Below are 13,252 nucleotides of genomic sequence, written 5' to 3'. Positions count from 1 at the left end.
TTGTGGGAGCAGGTTGTCTCGGCGGGCATCATTCCGGCCGAGGCAAAAACCACAAAAAGCATCAGGAGAAGCGCCGTTTTTTATTTCGTTATCATCAGACTACGTTCCTTGTCATAAGGCATTGTTTCCATGGCCGAGAAAAAAGGCTCTTCCAGCGAGAAAAACCTCTACTGCACCTTCTGCGGCAAAAGCCAGCACGAGGTGAAGAAGTTGATCGCCGGTCCGTCGGTGTTCATCTGCGACGAGTGCATCGATCTGTGCAACGAGATCATCCGTGACGAACCCCAGGCCAGCGACGCTGGCCGCGAGGGTCGCGGTGATCTGCCCGCGCCTGCAGAAATCAAGGCCAACCTCGACAACTATGTGATTGGCCAGGAAAAGGCCAAGCGCACGCTCGCCGTGGCGGTCTACAACCACTACAAGCGCCTGCGCCATAAGGATCGGGCCGGCAAGGATGACGTCGAGCTCGCCAAGAGCAACATCCTGCTGATTGGCCCGACCGGCTCGGGCAAGACGCTGCTTGCCCAGACCCTGGCCCGCCAGCTGGACGTGCCGTTCGTGATGGCGGATGCCACCACGCTGACCGAAGCCGGCTATGTGGGCGAGGACGTCGAGAACATCGTGCAGAAGCTGCTGCAGAGCTGCAACTACGACGTGGAGCGCGCCCAGCGCGGCATCGTCTACATCGACGAAATCGACAAGATCTCGCGCAAGAGCGACAACCCCAGCATCACCCGCGACGTGTCGGGCGAGGGCGTGCAGCAGGCGCTGCTCAAGCTCATCGAGGGCACCATGGCCAGCGTGCCGCCGCAGGGCGGGCGCAAGCATCCGAACCAGGACTTCCTGCAGATCGACACGACCAACATCCTGTTCATCTGCGGCGGTGCGTTCGCGGGCCTCGAGAAGGTGATCGAGAACCGCACCGAGGCCTCGGGCATCGGCTTCGGCGCCACGGTCAAGAGCAAGAAGCAGCGTTCCATCTCCGAGGTTTTCCAGGAGATCGAGCCCGAGGACCTGATCAAGTTCGGCCTGATTCCCGAGCTGGTGGGGCGCATGCCCGTCGTCACCTCGCTGGCCGAACTGAGCGAGGATGCGCTGGTGCAGATCCTGACCGAGCCCAAGAATGCGCTGGTCAAGCAATACAGCAAGCTGCTCGCGATGGAAGGCGTGGAGCTGGAGATCCGCCCCGCGGGTCTGAAGGCGATCGCCCGCAAGGCGCTGGCCCGCAAGACCGGTGCGCGCGGACTGCGTTCGATCATGGAGCAGGCGCTGATCGGCACCATGTTCGACCTGCCCACGGCCGACAACGTCGAGAAGGTGGTGGTCGACGAGTCCACCATCGAAGAAGACAAGCCGCCGCTGCTCGTGTACCGCGAGGCGGCCAAGACGGCCTGATTCCGTCCGATCCCACGCTGCGCGCGGCGGACGCGCAGCCAGAGACCGTGATCTGCCGCCGCAGTGCGCCAAGCCCCATGGACAAGGCCTACTGCGCGGCGGGTTGAAATATGAAACCCGCGGCCTCACCTCCAGGGTGCTATTAAAGGATTTTGCATGTCCGGAAACACTCCACTTCCCGCAACCCCCATCGACCTGCCGCTGCTCCCGCTTCGGGATGTCGTGGTGTTCCCACACATGGTCATTCCATTGTTCGTGGGACGCCCCAAGAGCATCAAGGCGCTGGAACTGGCCATGGAAGCCGACCGCCGCATCATGCTGGTGGCGCAGAAGACCGCAGCCAAGGACGAGCCTTCGGTAGAAGACATGTTCGAGGTGGGCTGCGTCTCGACCATCCTGCAGATGCTCAAGCTGCCCGATGGCACCGTGAAGGTGCTGGTCGAGGGCCAGCAGCGCGCCAAGGTCGACTCCATCAACGACGCCGAAACGCATTTCCTGGCACACGTCACGCCGCTGGCGACGCCCGTGCCTGACGATCCGCAGTCGAGCGAGATCGAGGCGCTGCGCCGCGCCGTGATGCAGCAGTTCGACCAGTACGTCAAGCTCAACAAGAAGATCCCTTCGGAGATCCTCACTTCCATCTCCAGCATCGATGATCCGGGCCGCCTGGCCGACACCATCGCCGCGCACCTGCCGCTCAAGCTCGAGAACAAGCAGCTCGTGCTCGACATGGCCGATGTGAAGGGCCGGCTCGAGAACCTGTTCGAGCAGCTTGAGCGCGAGGTCGACATCCTCAACGTCGACAAGCGCATCCGTGGCCGCGTCAAGCGCCAGATGGAGAAGAACCAGCGCGACTTCTACCTGAACGAGCAGGTCAAGGCCATCCAGAAGGAGCTCGGCGAGGGCGAGGAAGGCGCCGACATCGAGGAGATCGAGAAGAAGATCAAGGCCGCCCGCATGCCGCAGGAGGCACGCAAGAAGGCCGAGGCCGAGCTCAAGAAGCTCAAGCTCATGTCACCCATGTCCGCCGAAGCGACCGTGGTGCGCAACTACATCGACGTGCTCACCGGCCTGCCGTGGAGCAAGAAGACCAAGATCAAGCATGACCTGCAGTTCGCGGAAGACGTGCTGAACGAGGACCACTACGGCCTCGAAAAGGTCAAGGACCGCATCCTCGAGTATCTTGCAGTGCAGCAACGCGTGGACAAGGTCAAGGCGCCGATCCTGTGCCTCGTGGGCCCACCAGGCGTGGGCAAGACCTCGCTCGGCCAGTCGATCGCCAAGGCCACCGGGCGCAAGTACGTGCGCATGGCGCTCGGCGGCATGCGCGACGAGGCCGAGATCCGTGGCCACCGCCGCACCTACATCGGCGCGATGCCGGGCAAGGTGCTGCAGAGCCTGAACAAGGCCGGTACGCGCAATCCGCTGTTCCTGCTCGACGAGATCGACAAGCTGGGCATGGATTTCCGCGGCGACCCTTCCAGCGCGCTGCTGGAAGTGCTTGACCCCGAGCAGAACAGCAAGTTCGGCGATCACTATGTGGAAGTGGACTTCGACCTGTCCGACGTGATGTTCGTCGCGACCTCGAACTCGATGAACATTCCGCCGGCGCTGCTCGATCGCATGGAAGTCATCCGTCTCTCGGGCTACACCGAGGACGAGAAGACCAACATCGCGATGAAGTACCTGCTGCCCAAGCAGATGGAGAACAACGGCCTCAAGTCCGAAGAGCTCGAGGTGCAGGAAAGCGCCGTGCGCGACATCGTGCGTTACTACACGCGTGAAGCCGGTGTGCGCTCGCTCGAACGCGAAATCTCCAAGATCTGCCGCAAGGTGGTCAAGCAGTTGCTGCTCAAGCAGGTGGCCCCGCAGGTGAAGGTGAATGCCGAGAACCTGGCCGAGTACCTGGGCGTGCGCAAGTTCAACTATGGCCACGCCGAGAAGGAAGACCAGGTCGGGCAGGTCGTGGGACTGGCATGGACCGAGGTGGGCGGCGACCTGCTGACCATCGAAGTCGCGACCATGCCGGGCAAGGGTGGTGTCACGCGCACCGGCTCGCTGGGCGACGTGATGAAGGAGTCGGTCGAGGCGGCCCGTACCGTTGTGCGCAGCCGTGCGCATCGCTTGGGGCTCAAGGACCAGGTGTTCGAGAAGCGCGACATTCACATCCACGTGCCCGATGGCGCCACGCCCAAGGACGGCCCGAGTGCCGGTGCGGCCATGACGACGGCCATGGTTTCCGCGCTGACGGGTATCCCGGTGCGTGCCGACGTCGCGATGACCGGCGAAATCACGCTGCGCGGCGAAGTCACCGCGATCGGGGGATTGAAGGAGAAGCTGCTCGCGGCGCTGCGCGGCGGGATCAAGACCGTGCTGATCCCGGAAGAGAACGTCAAGGATCTGCAGGAGATTCCCGACAACGTGAAGAGCGGTCTCGAGATCGTGCCGGTCAAGTGGATCGACAAGGTGCTGGAAGTGGCGCTGGTTCGCCAGCCTGTTCCGCTGACCGACGAAGAGATCGCTGCAGCCGCGGCCGCAGCTGCGGCTTCCCCGGCGGCGGCGCCCGCCGCGAATCCGGCGGAGCAGGGCTCGGTCAAGCACTGATCCGCGAGTGATCTCCGAGAGGGCCTGGACTTCAGGCTCTTTGCTGCTTCGCTGGCGGACTCCTCTGCAGCAGGCATGAAGAATGGCTTCAACCGCTCCCAACCGTTCCCGGGGGCGCCCTTCATGCCTGTTTGCAGATTTTTTAAAAAAAAGTGCGGTTTTTTCTAGAAGCCCAAAAAACTGCGCTACAATTCATTCCATCGCAGCGAAACACGGTATATACTGTGAGGCTTCGATAAAAATGCGGGAATAGCTCAGTTGGTAGAGCGATACCTTGCCAAGGTATAGGTCGACGGTTCGAACCCGTTTTCCCGCTCCAACACTGATGTGTTGATCGGTAGGTCAGCATGTCGCCGGAAGCGATCAAGGCGCGGTAGCAAAGCGGTTATGCCCCGGATTGCAAATCCGGTTAGTCCGGTTCGACTCCGGACCGCGCCTCCAGGTTTGAAGGCAAAGGCCATCGTGGAAACGATGGTTGCTGTGAAGAGAAGTTTGACAAGTTCGGAAAACTTCGAGAACGCAGCAAAAAATGTGATAGAATTTGATTCTTCGGTTCGCAAGGGCTGATGAAGAAAATGCGGGAATAGCTCAGTTGGTAGAGCGATACCTTGCCAAGGTATAGGTCGACGGTTCGAACCCGTTTTCCCGCTCCAATTTCCAAAAAGGGAAGCCGTGAAGGCTTCCCTTTTTTGTTGGTGAAGCCTCGGATGCCTGGTTGCCCTGATCCGCAACCGAGCGACTCCGACCTGGAACTTGTGCACTGATACGTGGCCGAAGCCTCTCCGATGGGGTATTCTGGTCCCCTCACGTATCAGGCGCCCCGATGGTGAAATTGGTAGACACTGCGGACTTAAAATCCGCCGCTTCCGTAATAGGGGCGTGCCGGTTCGATCCCGGCTCGGGGCACCAATCAGATTCAATATGTCACATTACAACGCACCCTTCGAAATCCATGTGCACGGCCAAGTGCAACTGCGTGGCGATGTCGACTTCGAGCAATTGCAGGAAGCGCTTCGTCCGTTGTGGAAGTACGCCGGCGCGCGCTCCCTTGCCGACGGGGCCAACAGTGCCTACGAGGAAGAGCCCGGAATCCAGTACGACGTGAAGGCGCATCTGCTGCAGATGTGCTGGACCGTGCGTGGAGACGAGGACTTCCGCCAGTCGCTCGACGAAATGTGCATGGGACTCAATGAGCTGGCCGAGCAGGGCGCGGCCATCGAGGTCACGTTCTATGACGCCGAGTATGACGACGAGGAAGGCGACGGCCCCGATGACGGTGCCGAGGCCCGTGACGACTTCGTGATGCTGTTCGTCGGCCCGACGCCCGCCGCCATCATGCAGGTGCAGCGCGACCTGCTGGTGCAGGACGTGGTGAACATGATGGAGCGCCATTTCGACGCTTCCGAACTGAGTGGCGTGGTGACCGAGATCGACAAGCTGTTCAACCAGCGCTTCGACGCCCTGGTGAACTCCCTCGAGATCGGCAAGCCGCCGCGCGGCATGGGCGGTGGCGGCAATGGTGGCCATGGCGGCGGCCGCCGTCCGCGCCACCTGCATTGATCATCTCCGCTTCCTGCCTGCTGCTCTGGGAACTGCCGGCGGGTTGACCCCGTTCGGCAGCTTTGCCGCTGCTTCGCGTCCATGGCTTCCTTCTCTCGTTCATCTTTCCCCTCCAGATCCGCGCCTTCAGTGGATCTTCCCTATCTGCGGGCCTACTCCCCCACGCTGCAGGGACAGGCGCGCGCGTTGCTGGAGCAGGGGCGGCTGGGCAACATCCTGGCGCGCAGGTACGGTCAGGCCCACCAGATCCGCAGCGACAAGGCGCTCTACGATTTCACGCAGGAATTCAAGCAGCGCCACCTGCGCAATGCCGGCACCATCAACAAGGTGCTGTTCGACAACAAGATCCACGTGGTGCGCCATGCGCTGGGGCTGCATACCAGCATGGCCCGCGTGCAGGGCGGCCGCCTGGCTGCAAAGCACGAGATCCGCGTGGCAACCCTGTTCCGGCAGGCGCCTGAGGAATTCCTGCGCATGATCGTCGTCCACGAGTTGGCGCATCTGCGCGAGAAGGACCACGACAAGGCGTTCTACCAGCTGTGCACCCACATGGAGCCCGACTACCACCAGTACGAACTGGACACGCGGCTCTACCTCACCCATCTGGACCATGGTGGCGAGCCGCTGTGGGGTGGCGGCCCGGTTGTCCAGCAGGTCTCGGAACAGCTCTCGGAATAGTGCCCTGAACAGCCCGCGATCGAGCAGCGGGCCGCTCAGGCCGGCAGTGCCGAGCAGTGCTCCCGGGGCAGGCCCAGCCAGCGGCTCGCGGCGGCCTGCAGGGCGGACAGCGGGCCGGTGGTGTAGAGGTGGACCTGGCCATTCGAGGCGATGGCCGTTCCCGATTCGTCGGCCAGGGTGTCGCGCTGGACCAGGATGCGCCGCGTCTGCCGCGCGACGGGCGCGCCGGTGTCGAGGATGTGCACGTCGGGGCCCACCAGGCTGCGCAGCTCGTCCTTGATGAACACGTAGTGCGTGCAACCCAGCACCAGCGTGTCGATGTCGCCTGTGCGTACTCCGAAGCTGCCGAGCATGCCGGTGTAGCGCTCGCACAGCGCGCGAATCTCGATGGCCGAAGGGCCGTTGAGCGGGTCGTCCTCCTCCACGCTGCGCTCGATGGCGCGCACCAGTCCGTCGCAAGGCTGTGCGCGGATGTCCGTGCCGTCCGAGAACGCCTTGCGCAGTTGATCGAAGCGCGCGCTCTGCACCGTGCCGCGCGTGGCGATCACGCCCACGCGGTGCGTCTGGCTGCTGCTGGCCGCAGGCTTGAGCGCGGGCTCGACGCCGATGACGGGGAGGTCGGGAAAGGCGCTGCGGACATCGGCCACGGCCGCCATGGTGGCCGTGTTGCAGGCTACCACCAGCGCCTTGATGTGGTGCTCGTCCTGCAGGTATCGAGCGATGGCGAGGGTGCGCTGCTTCACGAACTCATCGCCACGTTCGCCATAGGGCGCGTGGCCCGAATCGGCGAAATAGATGAAACGCTCATGCGGCAATTCGCGGCGCAGTTCCTGCAGCACGCTCAGGCCTCCGACCCCGCTGTCGAACACGCCGATGGGGGAGGAGGAGCTAGGTAGAGACATGGCCGATGGGATTTCTGGATGCGATCAGCGATTGTCCTGCTTTTGCGCCGACCCTGCAGCGCCCTCGAACTGAGGCAGGCCGTCATCCTGCAGTGGCCACCACTGTGCGCGCGAGGCGACCTGCTGGTGGAATGCGAGCGTGGCCTGCAGCGGCTGGTCGAGCAGTCCGGCCCGCACGCGCAGGACGCCGGGAAGGTTTGCGCGCTGGCTGTAGACCGGCGCGCCGCAGGTACCGCAGAATGCGCGCAGCTTGCCGGGCGATGACTCGAAATGCCTGAGCAGATCGCGTCCTGCGATCCATTCCAGCTGATCGGCAGCCACCGGGATATTGGTGGCAAGCGGGCCGCCCTGGGCCTTTCTGCATTGGCCGCAATGGCAGACCTGGATCGGCTCCAGCGCTCCATGGACGACGAATCTCACGCCACCGCACAGGCAGGAGCCTGTGTGCCGCGTGTCCGGCGATGTTTTCGGTGCGTGTTGCTGGTGGTTCATGCGCGGGCGGGCTCCAATGGCTGTGGGGAGGGTCGTGCGCGCGCCCGAACCGGCACAAGCTGGATCAGCGGCCGCGCACCATGTCCATGATTTTCGCAGTGTTCAGCTGACGGGCCATGTTCTGCATCTGCGGGGCGTATTGCGCCTGCAGTGCGCGCCCGTCCTGCATGATGTGCTCGTAGGCATCCTTCAGCATCTGTGTGCTCAGCGTGCGGCCGCCCGCATAGTACTGGTTGGCCACATGGCCGAGCGCATAGGTGGATGCAAAGCTCATGCCGCTGCTGACCGCCTGGCGTCCCACGCCGCCGAACAGGCCGCCGCCCAGCACGCGCGACAGCAGCTTGCGGCCGGCCTGCTCGAGGTACTGGGAGGTGAGACCCACGCCGAGCGCAGCCAGCAGGTCCTTGATATGGCCGCGATCCAGATCGTAGCCATAGCTTTCGCCGACCTGATACACCAGCCGCATCTGCAGCGGAATGATCGCAAGCGTGGAGAGATTCTCGGGCAGCAGCTCGATCGCGCCGTTCACGATGGAGGCCTTGAGAATCCTGGCGTCCATTTCCTGCACGGACAGGTTGCTTTGCCTGCGCTCCGATGGCGGTGCATTGCCGGCGCTGGCGTTGGCGAGGGCATCGGCTGCGTCGGGGTGTGGCGCGGAACCGGTGACGGCGGGCGCGACCGGGTCCCCGATCACCACGGGCTCCAATGTTCCGGCAAGCGGCGCATTGGCGAGCGCATGCGCGTCGGCTTCGATGGTCTGCACGGTTGGAGTCGACGGCTGGGCCGGAGCAGCGGATGCCTCTGCGGCTGCGGTGGCTGCTGCTCCGAGACCCAGCAGGCCCTTGAGCTGCGCAAGAAACTCTGCTTCCCGCGCGCTGGTCTGACCATCCGCATCGCACACGCAGACGGCCATTTCGTAGGCGAGCTGCCGTGTCTCATCGGTGCGCAACTGCTGGACGGCGCCGGGCAGTTGCACCCTGCGCAGCAGCACGTCCTGGTAGAGGCCCGGCAGATTGACATCCTCATGCTGGCCGAGCGCGTCGGCCACCTGCTTGATCTGCTCTCGCTCGCGGTCGTGCTTGTTGTTGTCGGAATAGGCGGCCAGCAGGCAGATGCTCAGGATCGCACGGATTTCTTCGTTGGACATGGTCATGATGGCTGTTCCTCGGTGTCGGTCTGAATGGTGCCCCGAGTGTCGCCGACCGCTGAAATTCCGCAGACGGTCAGGGGGCTGTGTCGTCGTCGTAGGGCAGGGCATCCGCATCGACATTGATGTGGTCGGGAGCGGGCATGGACGGCAGCCGGATCGCGGTGATGTGGGTGTCGCCCTGGAGCATGGCCTTGCCTACGCGGTGCATGCCGTCCATCACGCGGCCTTCGGGGCACACGATGATCGGCCAGGACAGATCCGCTGCGTGCACCAGTCGCATGTGGTCGATGATCTCGCGCGTGGTGGCGTGGCGGTCGTTGAACCAGTAGGCCTCGTCGATTTCGCGGATGTCGGCGAGGGCGATGCGTTCCACCGGGATATCGCGGGCCAGGCGCACCAGGCGGTGTACGTCCCAGATGTGAACGTCACTGCCGACCGGCCTGAAATGGTATTGCTGTCTCATGGAGGCATTGTCCCGGCATGGGCACGCCACCATGGACGTTGGGGGCTCAGCGGGATCAACGGGCTTTGGCGTTCCGTTCGACCCAGGCAAGGAATTTTTCCATCCATGTGGTGAGGAACTGCTGGCTTGCCGCACCGATGTTGCCGTCGGCGTCGACAAGGCCTTCCTTCCATTGGATGAAGCCCTCGGGCTGCTGCATGGTCGGCATGTCGAGGAACACCAGGATGTTGCGCAGGTGCTGCTGGGCCATCGATGTGGCGGGGCCGCCGGGCGAGGTGCCGATCACTGCTGCGGGAATTCCGCCCCAGGCGCTCTGCCCGTAGGGACGGCTGCCCGCATCGAGCGCATTCTTGAGCGGCGCCGGAACCGAGCGGTTGTGCTCGGGCGTGACGAACAGGATGCCGTTCTTGGCGCGAACCTTGTTCTTGAAATCGACGAATGCCTGCGGCGTGTTCGCGTCGTCATCCCGGTTGTACAGCGGCAGGTGGCCGATGTCGATGAACTCGAAATCCGCCTTGTCCGCCACCAGCTTCGCCAGCGCTTTGGCCAGTTGCAGGTTGATGGAGGCCCGGCTGTTGCTGCCGACGATGACACCGATACTGGGTTTGCTCATGAGAAAGTTGCTCCGTGAATCAAGTGGGGAGATGCATGGGAATGGTAACCGTCAATCGCTGACAAAGCCTACGCGTGCATGGCTGCCGTCGCAATAGGGCTTGTTGCCCGAATGGCCGCAGCGGCACAGCCACGCATCGGTCACGCGGTTGATCGTGGCACCGGTGCCGCTGACGATTTCCAGCGATCCGCTGACATGCAGCGGCCCGTTGTGGGTGGGGTCTATTTCCAGAGGTCCATCGCGGTGCGCGAGAGCCTCCGAGGCGGTGACCGGCGGTTCTCCCGTGGCCTGGAAGCCGATGTCGACGTGGCTGTGATCGCAGTAGGGCTTGTTCCTGGAGGCACCGCAGCGGCACAGCGTCGCGCGGAAGCCGTCCTTCCTGCCCTGGATTTCGAGTGGCGCATGGAAGGCCAGGGGTCCGTTCTCGCGCACCTGCACCAGGTTCACAAGAGGTGCCTTTTCCATCGCCTCGCCGCCGGGCTTCCTGCACTGGATCGCGCCGGAGGGGCAAGCGTGCGCGATCTCCAGCACCTCGGCCGCGCTGGCGCGTTCTGGATGGATCCACGCGCCCTGTACGTTCGGCACGAAGACGTCCGGCCGGTTGAGAACGCAGTTGCGGGAGTGGATGCAGCGAGTACCATCGAATTCGATGACGACATCGGCGGACGCGACGACTTCCTTGGGCATGAGGGCTTGACTCCGGTTCCGTGGGCTGTCCGACGTCGGAAGATCCGCGGCATCGTTCGTGGGATGAAAAAGAGTACCTGCGATCGTCCCACCGCCGCGTAGGACAAGAGGAAGGAACGCTCGCTTCAGCCGTTCTTCACGAAGACCAGGGTGCGATTGTTGGCCGGCATGGGATGGTCTTCGGCGAGATGCAGGGAGTGCAGGCGTGCCAGCGCAACGATGTCCTCGAAGTTGCGCAGGCCGCTCTCCGGGTCGCGCTGGCGCAGCATGGCGTCGAAGGCGCGGTTGCTGTCGCTGGTGAAGCCGCCCTGGTAGTTGAACGGCCCGTAGATCGCGAACACGCCTTGCTCCGGGAGGTGGGTCCCCACGAGCTCGAACATGCGCTGCACCAGCGGCCAGGACACGATATGTGCCGTATTGCTGGTGAACACGGCGTCGAAATTGCCTGCGGGCCAGCCGCCCTGCGACAGATCCAGCGGCAATGGGGCGTGCAGGTTGGGGGCCGGATGCTGCGCGTGCCATGCGCGGATGCCCGGGTGGTTCTGCTCCAGATCGCTGGTCTGCCAGTCGAGATGCGGCATGCGAGGTGCGAAGTACACGCTGTGCTGGCCGGTGCCCGAGCCGATCTCGAGCACGCGGCGGCTGCCTGCGAAGTGGCGTTGCAGCACCTCGAGGATGGGGGCCTGGTTGTTCTCGCAGGCCTGGGAGAAGGGTAGATGCATGGCGTGCTCCATCGGATCGCTGACGCCTACGATGTTGCCACGAGTTCGCACCGCGGAATCTCCACGATGGCGCTTTCCCGCGCGGGCTGCCCGGCGGCGAGGTGGGCTACCAGATCGCGGGTGGTGGACGCGCGCGTGAGCATCAGGCAACGCACTTCGGGCGACCGCAAGGCGCGCGTGGCATGCCATGCGCCGGGGCGCATGCAGATGCCTTGCCCGGGCGCAATGAGGAAGGCCGCGGCGCCCGCCATGTCCGGGCTGCCGTCCGCATGGCTCGTGGCCATCAGTTGGATGACGCTGCCGGTGAGGGGAACGATCGCCTGTTCGGTGAACAGGTGCTTTTCCAGGTGGGTGACGCCCGGCTCGCTGTTGCGATAGTTGACCCAGAGGATTTCGGTGCCATCCTGTGCGCCGGTCCGGAAGAGGTGCTGCGACCAGAAATCCGTTGCGGGATGGGTGTAGGCCGACGGGTCCGGGTCCTTCGGGAATGGACGCCCGAGCATCCAGCCGAACGGGGCGAAGGCGTCCTCGGTGAGCGGTTGCACGGGGATGGTTCTTGCTGCGCTGGTTCCCGTCATGGTGATGTCCTTCCGTTTCTTTTTTCTTGTGGCAGGTGTAGAAAAGCCCGTGGCCGATTCGGCGCACGGGCTTGCGTCAACGGCCTTGCCTTACAGCGCGAGCGACTGCAGTCCGGACTGGAGCGCCGCACAGACGGTCAGCAGATCGCGGTCCCCGCCGCGGTGGCCCACGACCATCAGCCCGACCGGCAGCTGGCCAGCGCCCACCTGGATTGGCAGCGACATGGCGGGCAGGTCGTAGAAGTTGAACACCGAGGTGTTGCGCAGCACCAGCATGTTGGCCTGGTTGAATGCATCGGCCGAGGCCAGGCTGTCGATGCGCGGTGCGACCATGGCCACGGTGGGCAGCACCAGCACGTCGCAATCGGCAACCCGCGCGTCGAGCGACTGCTGCAGCTCGGCACGTGCGCGCTGCAGGCTCACGTAGTGGGACGCGGCAATCGTCTCGCCGCGCTGGATGCGGGCCAGCACGAACGGGTCGATGGCACCGGGGTTGGTTGCCAGCGTCTCTGCATGGATGTACGCCGCCTCGGCGGCAATCAGAGTGCCCTTTTCCTGCAGCTTGAACGGTGCGGCGCACCAATCATCGAGCTGCATGTCGTCCACGCGGCAGCCCGAGCGCGAGAGCTCGGCGACCACCTGATCGAACGCGGCCTGCACGGCCGTGTCGGTCTGTGTGAACAGCAGCCCGCGGGGAATGCCGACGCGCAGTCCACGCACCGTGCGCGCAGGGAGTTCTCCCAGGGGCTGGCCGCTCAGAACCGCGTCGGCCTGGGCGCAGTCCAGCACGCTGCGCGCCAGGGGACCCACGGAGTCGAGGCTGAAGGACAGCGGGAACGCTCCGTCGCGCGGCACGCGGCATTGCGTGGGCTTGAGGCCCGTGACGCCGTTGAGTGCGGAAGGGATGCGCACCGAGCCCCCGGTGTCCGAGCCGATGGAGATCTCCGACAGGCCGCGCGCCACGGCCACGCCCGCACCCGAGGACGATCCGCCCGGAATGCGGGTCGCGTCGCGCGCATTGCCCGGCGTGCCGTAGTGGGGATTGATGCCGATGCCCGAGAACGCGAACTCGGTCATGTTGGTCTTGCCGATGATGACCGCGCCCGCCTGGCGCAGCCGCTGCACGATGAGCGCGTCCTGCGTGGCCGGCGCGGCGGTCCTGCGCACGGCGGACCCCGCCGTGGTGACTTCGCCCGCGATGTCGTAGAGGTCCTTGACGGAGACGATGCGTCCGTCCAGCGGGCCGAGGCGGATGCCGCTTCGCTCGCGCTCGTCCGCCGCGCGGGCGGCCGCAAGGGCGCTCTGCTCATAGACCTGGGTGAAGATGCGGCGGCCTTCGTCGCCGGCATCCTGAATCGCTGCCAGCGTTTGCTCGGCGCGTGCTACGGAGCTTTTCTGCATGTCTTTC

The 13,252-nt window shown here is 64.2% G+C and carries 13 protein-coding genes and 4 tRNA genes; 8 read left to right on the top strand and 9 right to left on the bottom strand.

Going from position 1 to position 13,252, the window contains the following annotated elements; genetic code table 11:
• Nucleotides 1-129: 129 nt before the first annotated feature.
• The 8 genes from clpX to H9K76_RS16320 all read left to right on the top strand — a co-directional run bounded on the left by clpX (nt 130) and on the right by H9K76_RS16320 (nt 6,237).
• The gene (clpX, locus tag H9K76_RS16355; RefSeq protein ID WP_187596404.1) at nt 130-1,395 is read left to right on the top strand and encodes an ATP-dependent Clp protease ATP-binding subunit ClpX; all 1,266 of its coding nucleotides are present in this window, start codon (nt 130-132) and stop codon (nt 1,393-1,395) included.
• A 156-nt stretch (nt 1,396-1,551) separates the two neighbouring features.
• Complete coding sequence (gene lon, locus H9K76_RS16350) at nt 1,552-3,999, top strand: endopeptidase La (protein WP_187596403.1); 2,448 nt, start codon at nt 1,552-1,554, stop codon at nt 3,997-3,999.
• Between the two features lie 243 nt (nt 4,000-4,242).
• Nucleotides 4,243-4,318, top strand: a tRNA-Gly gene (locus H9K76_RS16345).
• A 48-nt stretch (nt 4,319-4,366) separates the two neighbouring features.
• Nucleotides 4,367-4,440, top strand: a tRNA-Cys gene (locus H9K76_RS16340).
• A gap of 136 nt (nt 4,441-4,576) precedes the next feature.
• Nucleotides 4,577-4,652, top strand: a tRNA-Gly gene (locus tag H9K76_RS16335).
• Nucleotides 4,653-4,816: 164 nt separating this feature from the next.
• Nucleotides 4,817-4,908 (top strand) — tRNA-Leu (locus tag H9K76_RS16330).
• 12 nt (nt 4,909-4,920) lie between these two features.
• Complete coding sequence (locus H9K76_RS16325; RefSeq protein ID WP_187596402.1) at nt 4,921-5,559, top strand: DUF6806 family protein; 639 nt, start codon at nt 4,921-4,923, stop codon at nt 5,557-5,559.
• Between the two features lie 81 nt (nt 5,560-5,640).
• On the top strand, nt 5,641-6,237 hold the full coding sequence (locus H9K76_RS16320; RefSeq protein ID WP_187596401.1) for a M48 metallopeptidase family protein: 597 nt from the start codon (nt 5,641-5,643) through the stop codon (nt 6,235-6,237).
• Between the two features lie 35 nt (nt 6,238-6,272).
• Here H9K76_RS16320 and murI read toward each other — a convergent pair whose 3' ends face one another.
• From murI to H9K76_RS16275, 9 genes are all read right to left on the bottom strand, one after another.
• Nucleotides 6,273-7,139, bottom strand: a complete 867-nt coding sequence (gene murI / locus H9K76_RS16315; protein WP_187596400.1) for a glutamate racemase — start codon at nt 7,137-7,139, stop codon at nt 6,273-6,275.
• A 24-nt stretch (nt 7,140-7,163) separates the two neighbouring features.
• Nucleotides 7,164-7,631 (bottom strand): GFA family protein, encoded by a 468-nt coding sequence (locus H9K76_RS16310; RefSeq protein WP_187596399.1) that lies wholly within the window; start codon nt 7,629-7,631, stop codon nt 7,164-7,166.
• A gap of 64 nt (nt 7,632-7,695) precedes the next feature.
• Nucleotides 7,696-8,778, bottom strand: a complete 1,083-nt coding sequence (locus tag H9K76_RS16305) for a TerB family tellurite resistance protein (protein WP_187600682.1) — start codon at nt 8,776-8,778, stop codon at nt 7,696-7,698.
• Between the two features lie 76 nt (nt 8,779-8,854).
• Nucleotides 8,855-9,244 (bottom strand): hypothetical protein, encoded by a 390-nt coding sequence (locus H9K76_RS16300; protein WP_187596398.1) that lies wholly within the window; start codon nt 9,242-9,244, stop codon nt 8,855-8,857.
• 55 nt (nt 9,245-9,299) lie between these two features.
• Entirely contained in the window at nt 9,300-9,857 is a 558-nt protein-coding gene (locus tag H9K76_RS16295; protein WP_187596397.1) for an NADPH-dependent FMN reductase, read from the bottom strand.
• 51 nt (nt 9,858-9,908) lie between these two features.
• On the bottom strand, nt 9,909-10,544 hold the full coding sequence (locus tag H9K76_RS23720; protein WP_187596396.1) for a CDGSH iron-sulfur domain-containing protein: 636 nt from the start codon (nt 10,542-10,544) through the stop codon (nt 9,909-9,911).
• 125 nt (nt 10,545-10,669) lie between these two features.
• A complete protein-coding gene (locus tag H9K76_RS16285; RefSeq protein ID WP_187596395.1) occupies nt 10,670-11,266 on the bottom strand; it encodes a DUF938 domain-containing protein in 597 nt (198 codons plus the stop codon).
• Nucleotides 11,267-11,292: 26 nt separating this feature from the next.
• On the bottom strand, nt 11,293-11,844 hold the full coding sequence (locus H9K76_RS16280; RefSeq protein ID WP_187596394.1) for an ureidoglycolate lyase: 552 nt from the start codon (nt 11,842-11,844) through the stop codon (nt 11,293-11,295).
• A 90-nt stretch (nt 11,845-11,934) separates the two neighbouring features.
• Entirely contained in the window at nt 11,935-13,245 is a 1,311-nt protein-coding gene (locus tag H9K76_RS16275) for an amidase (RefSeq protein ID WP_187596393.1), read from the bottom strand.
• Nucleotides 13,246-13,252: the final 7 nt, after the last annotated feature.

The organism is Diaphorobacter ruginosibacter (genome assembly GCF_014395975.1).
GTDB classification, from domain to species: domain Bacteria; phylum Pseudomonadota; class Gammaproteobacteria; order Burkholderiales; family Burkholderiaceae_C; genus Diaphorobacter_A; species Diaphorobacter_A ruginosibacter.
Note: the sequence above shows the minus strand (reverse complement) of the source record. Positions and strands in the feature narration are given on the sequence as shown.

What these genes read in the sequence shown, in the direction of transcription:
- murI (WP_187596400.1), bottom strand. Translation starts at nt 7,139, where the DNA reads ATGTCTCTACCTAGCTCCTCCTCCCCCATCGGCGTGTTCGACAGCGGG.
- H9K76_RS16300 (WP_187596398.1), bottom strand. Translation starts at nt 9,244, where the DNA reads ATGAGACAGCAATACCATTTCAGGCCGGTCGGCAGTGACGTTCACATC.
- H9K76_RS16320 (WP_187596401.1), top strand. Translation starts at nt 5,641, where the DNA reads ATGGCTTCCTTCTCTCGTTCATCTTTCCCCTCCAGATCCGCGCCTTCA.
- H9K76_RS16325 (WP_187596402.1), top strand. Translation starts at nt 4,921, where the DNA reads ATGTCACATTACAACGCACCCTTCGAAATCCATGTGCACGGCCAAGTG.
- H9K76_RS16310 (WP_187596399.1), bottom strand. Translation starts at nt 7,631, where the DNA reads ATGAACCACCAGCAACACGCACCGAAAACATCGCCGGACACGCGGCAC.
- H9K76_RS16275 (WP_187596393.1), bottom strand. Translation starts at nt 13,245, where the DNA reads ATGCAGAAAAGCTCCGTAGCACGCGCCGAGCAAACGCTGGCAGCGATT.
- H9K76_RS16305 (WP_187600682.1), bottom strand. Translation starts at nt 8,778, where the DNA reads ATGTCCAACGAAGAAATCCGTGCGATCCTGAGCATCTGCCTGCTGGCC.
- H9K76_RS23720 (WP_187596396.1), bottom strand. Translation starts at nt 10,544, where the DNA reads ATGCCCAAGGAAGTCGTCGCGTCCGCCGATGTCGTCATCGAATTCGAT.
- clpX (WP_187596404.1), top strand. Translation starts at nt 130, where the DNA reads ATGGCCGAGAAAAAAGGCTCTTCCAGCGAGAAAAACCTCTACTGCACC.
- H9K76_RS16285 (WP_187596395.1), bottom strand. Translation starts at nt 11,266, where the DNA reads ATGCATCTACCCTTCTCCCAGGCCTGCGAGAACAACCAGGCCCCCATC.
- H9K76_RS16295 (WP_187596397.1), bottom strand. Translation starts at nt 9,857, where the DNA reads ATGAGCAAACCCAGTATCGGTGTCATCGTCGGCAGCAACAGCCGGGCC.
- lon (WP_187596403.1), top strand. Translation starts at nt 1,552, where the DNA reads ATGTCCGGAAACACTCCACTTCCCGCAACCCCCATCGACCTGCCGCTG.
- H9K76_RS16280 (WP_187596394.1), bottom strand. Translation starts at nt 11,844, where the DNA reads ATGACGGGAACCAGCGCAGCAAGAACCATCCCCGTGCAACCGCTCACC.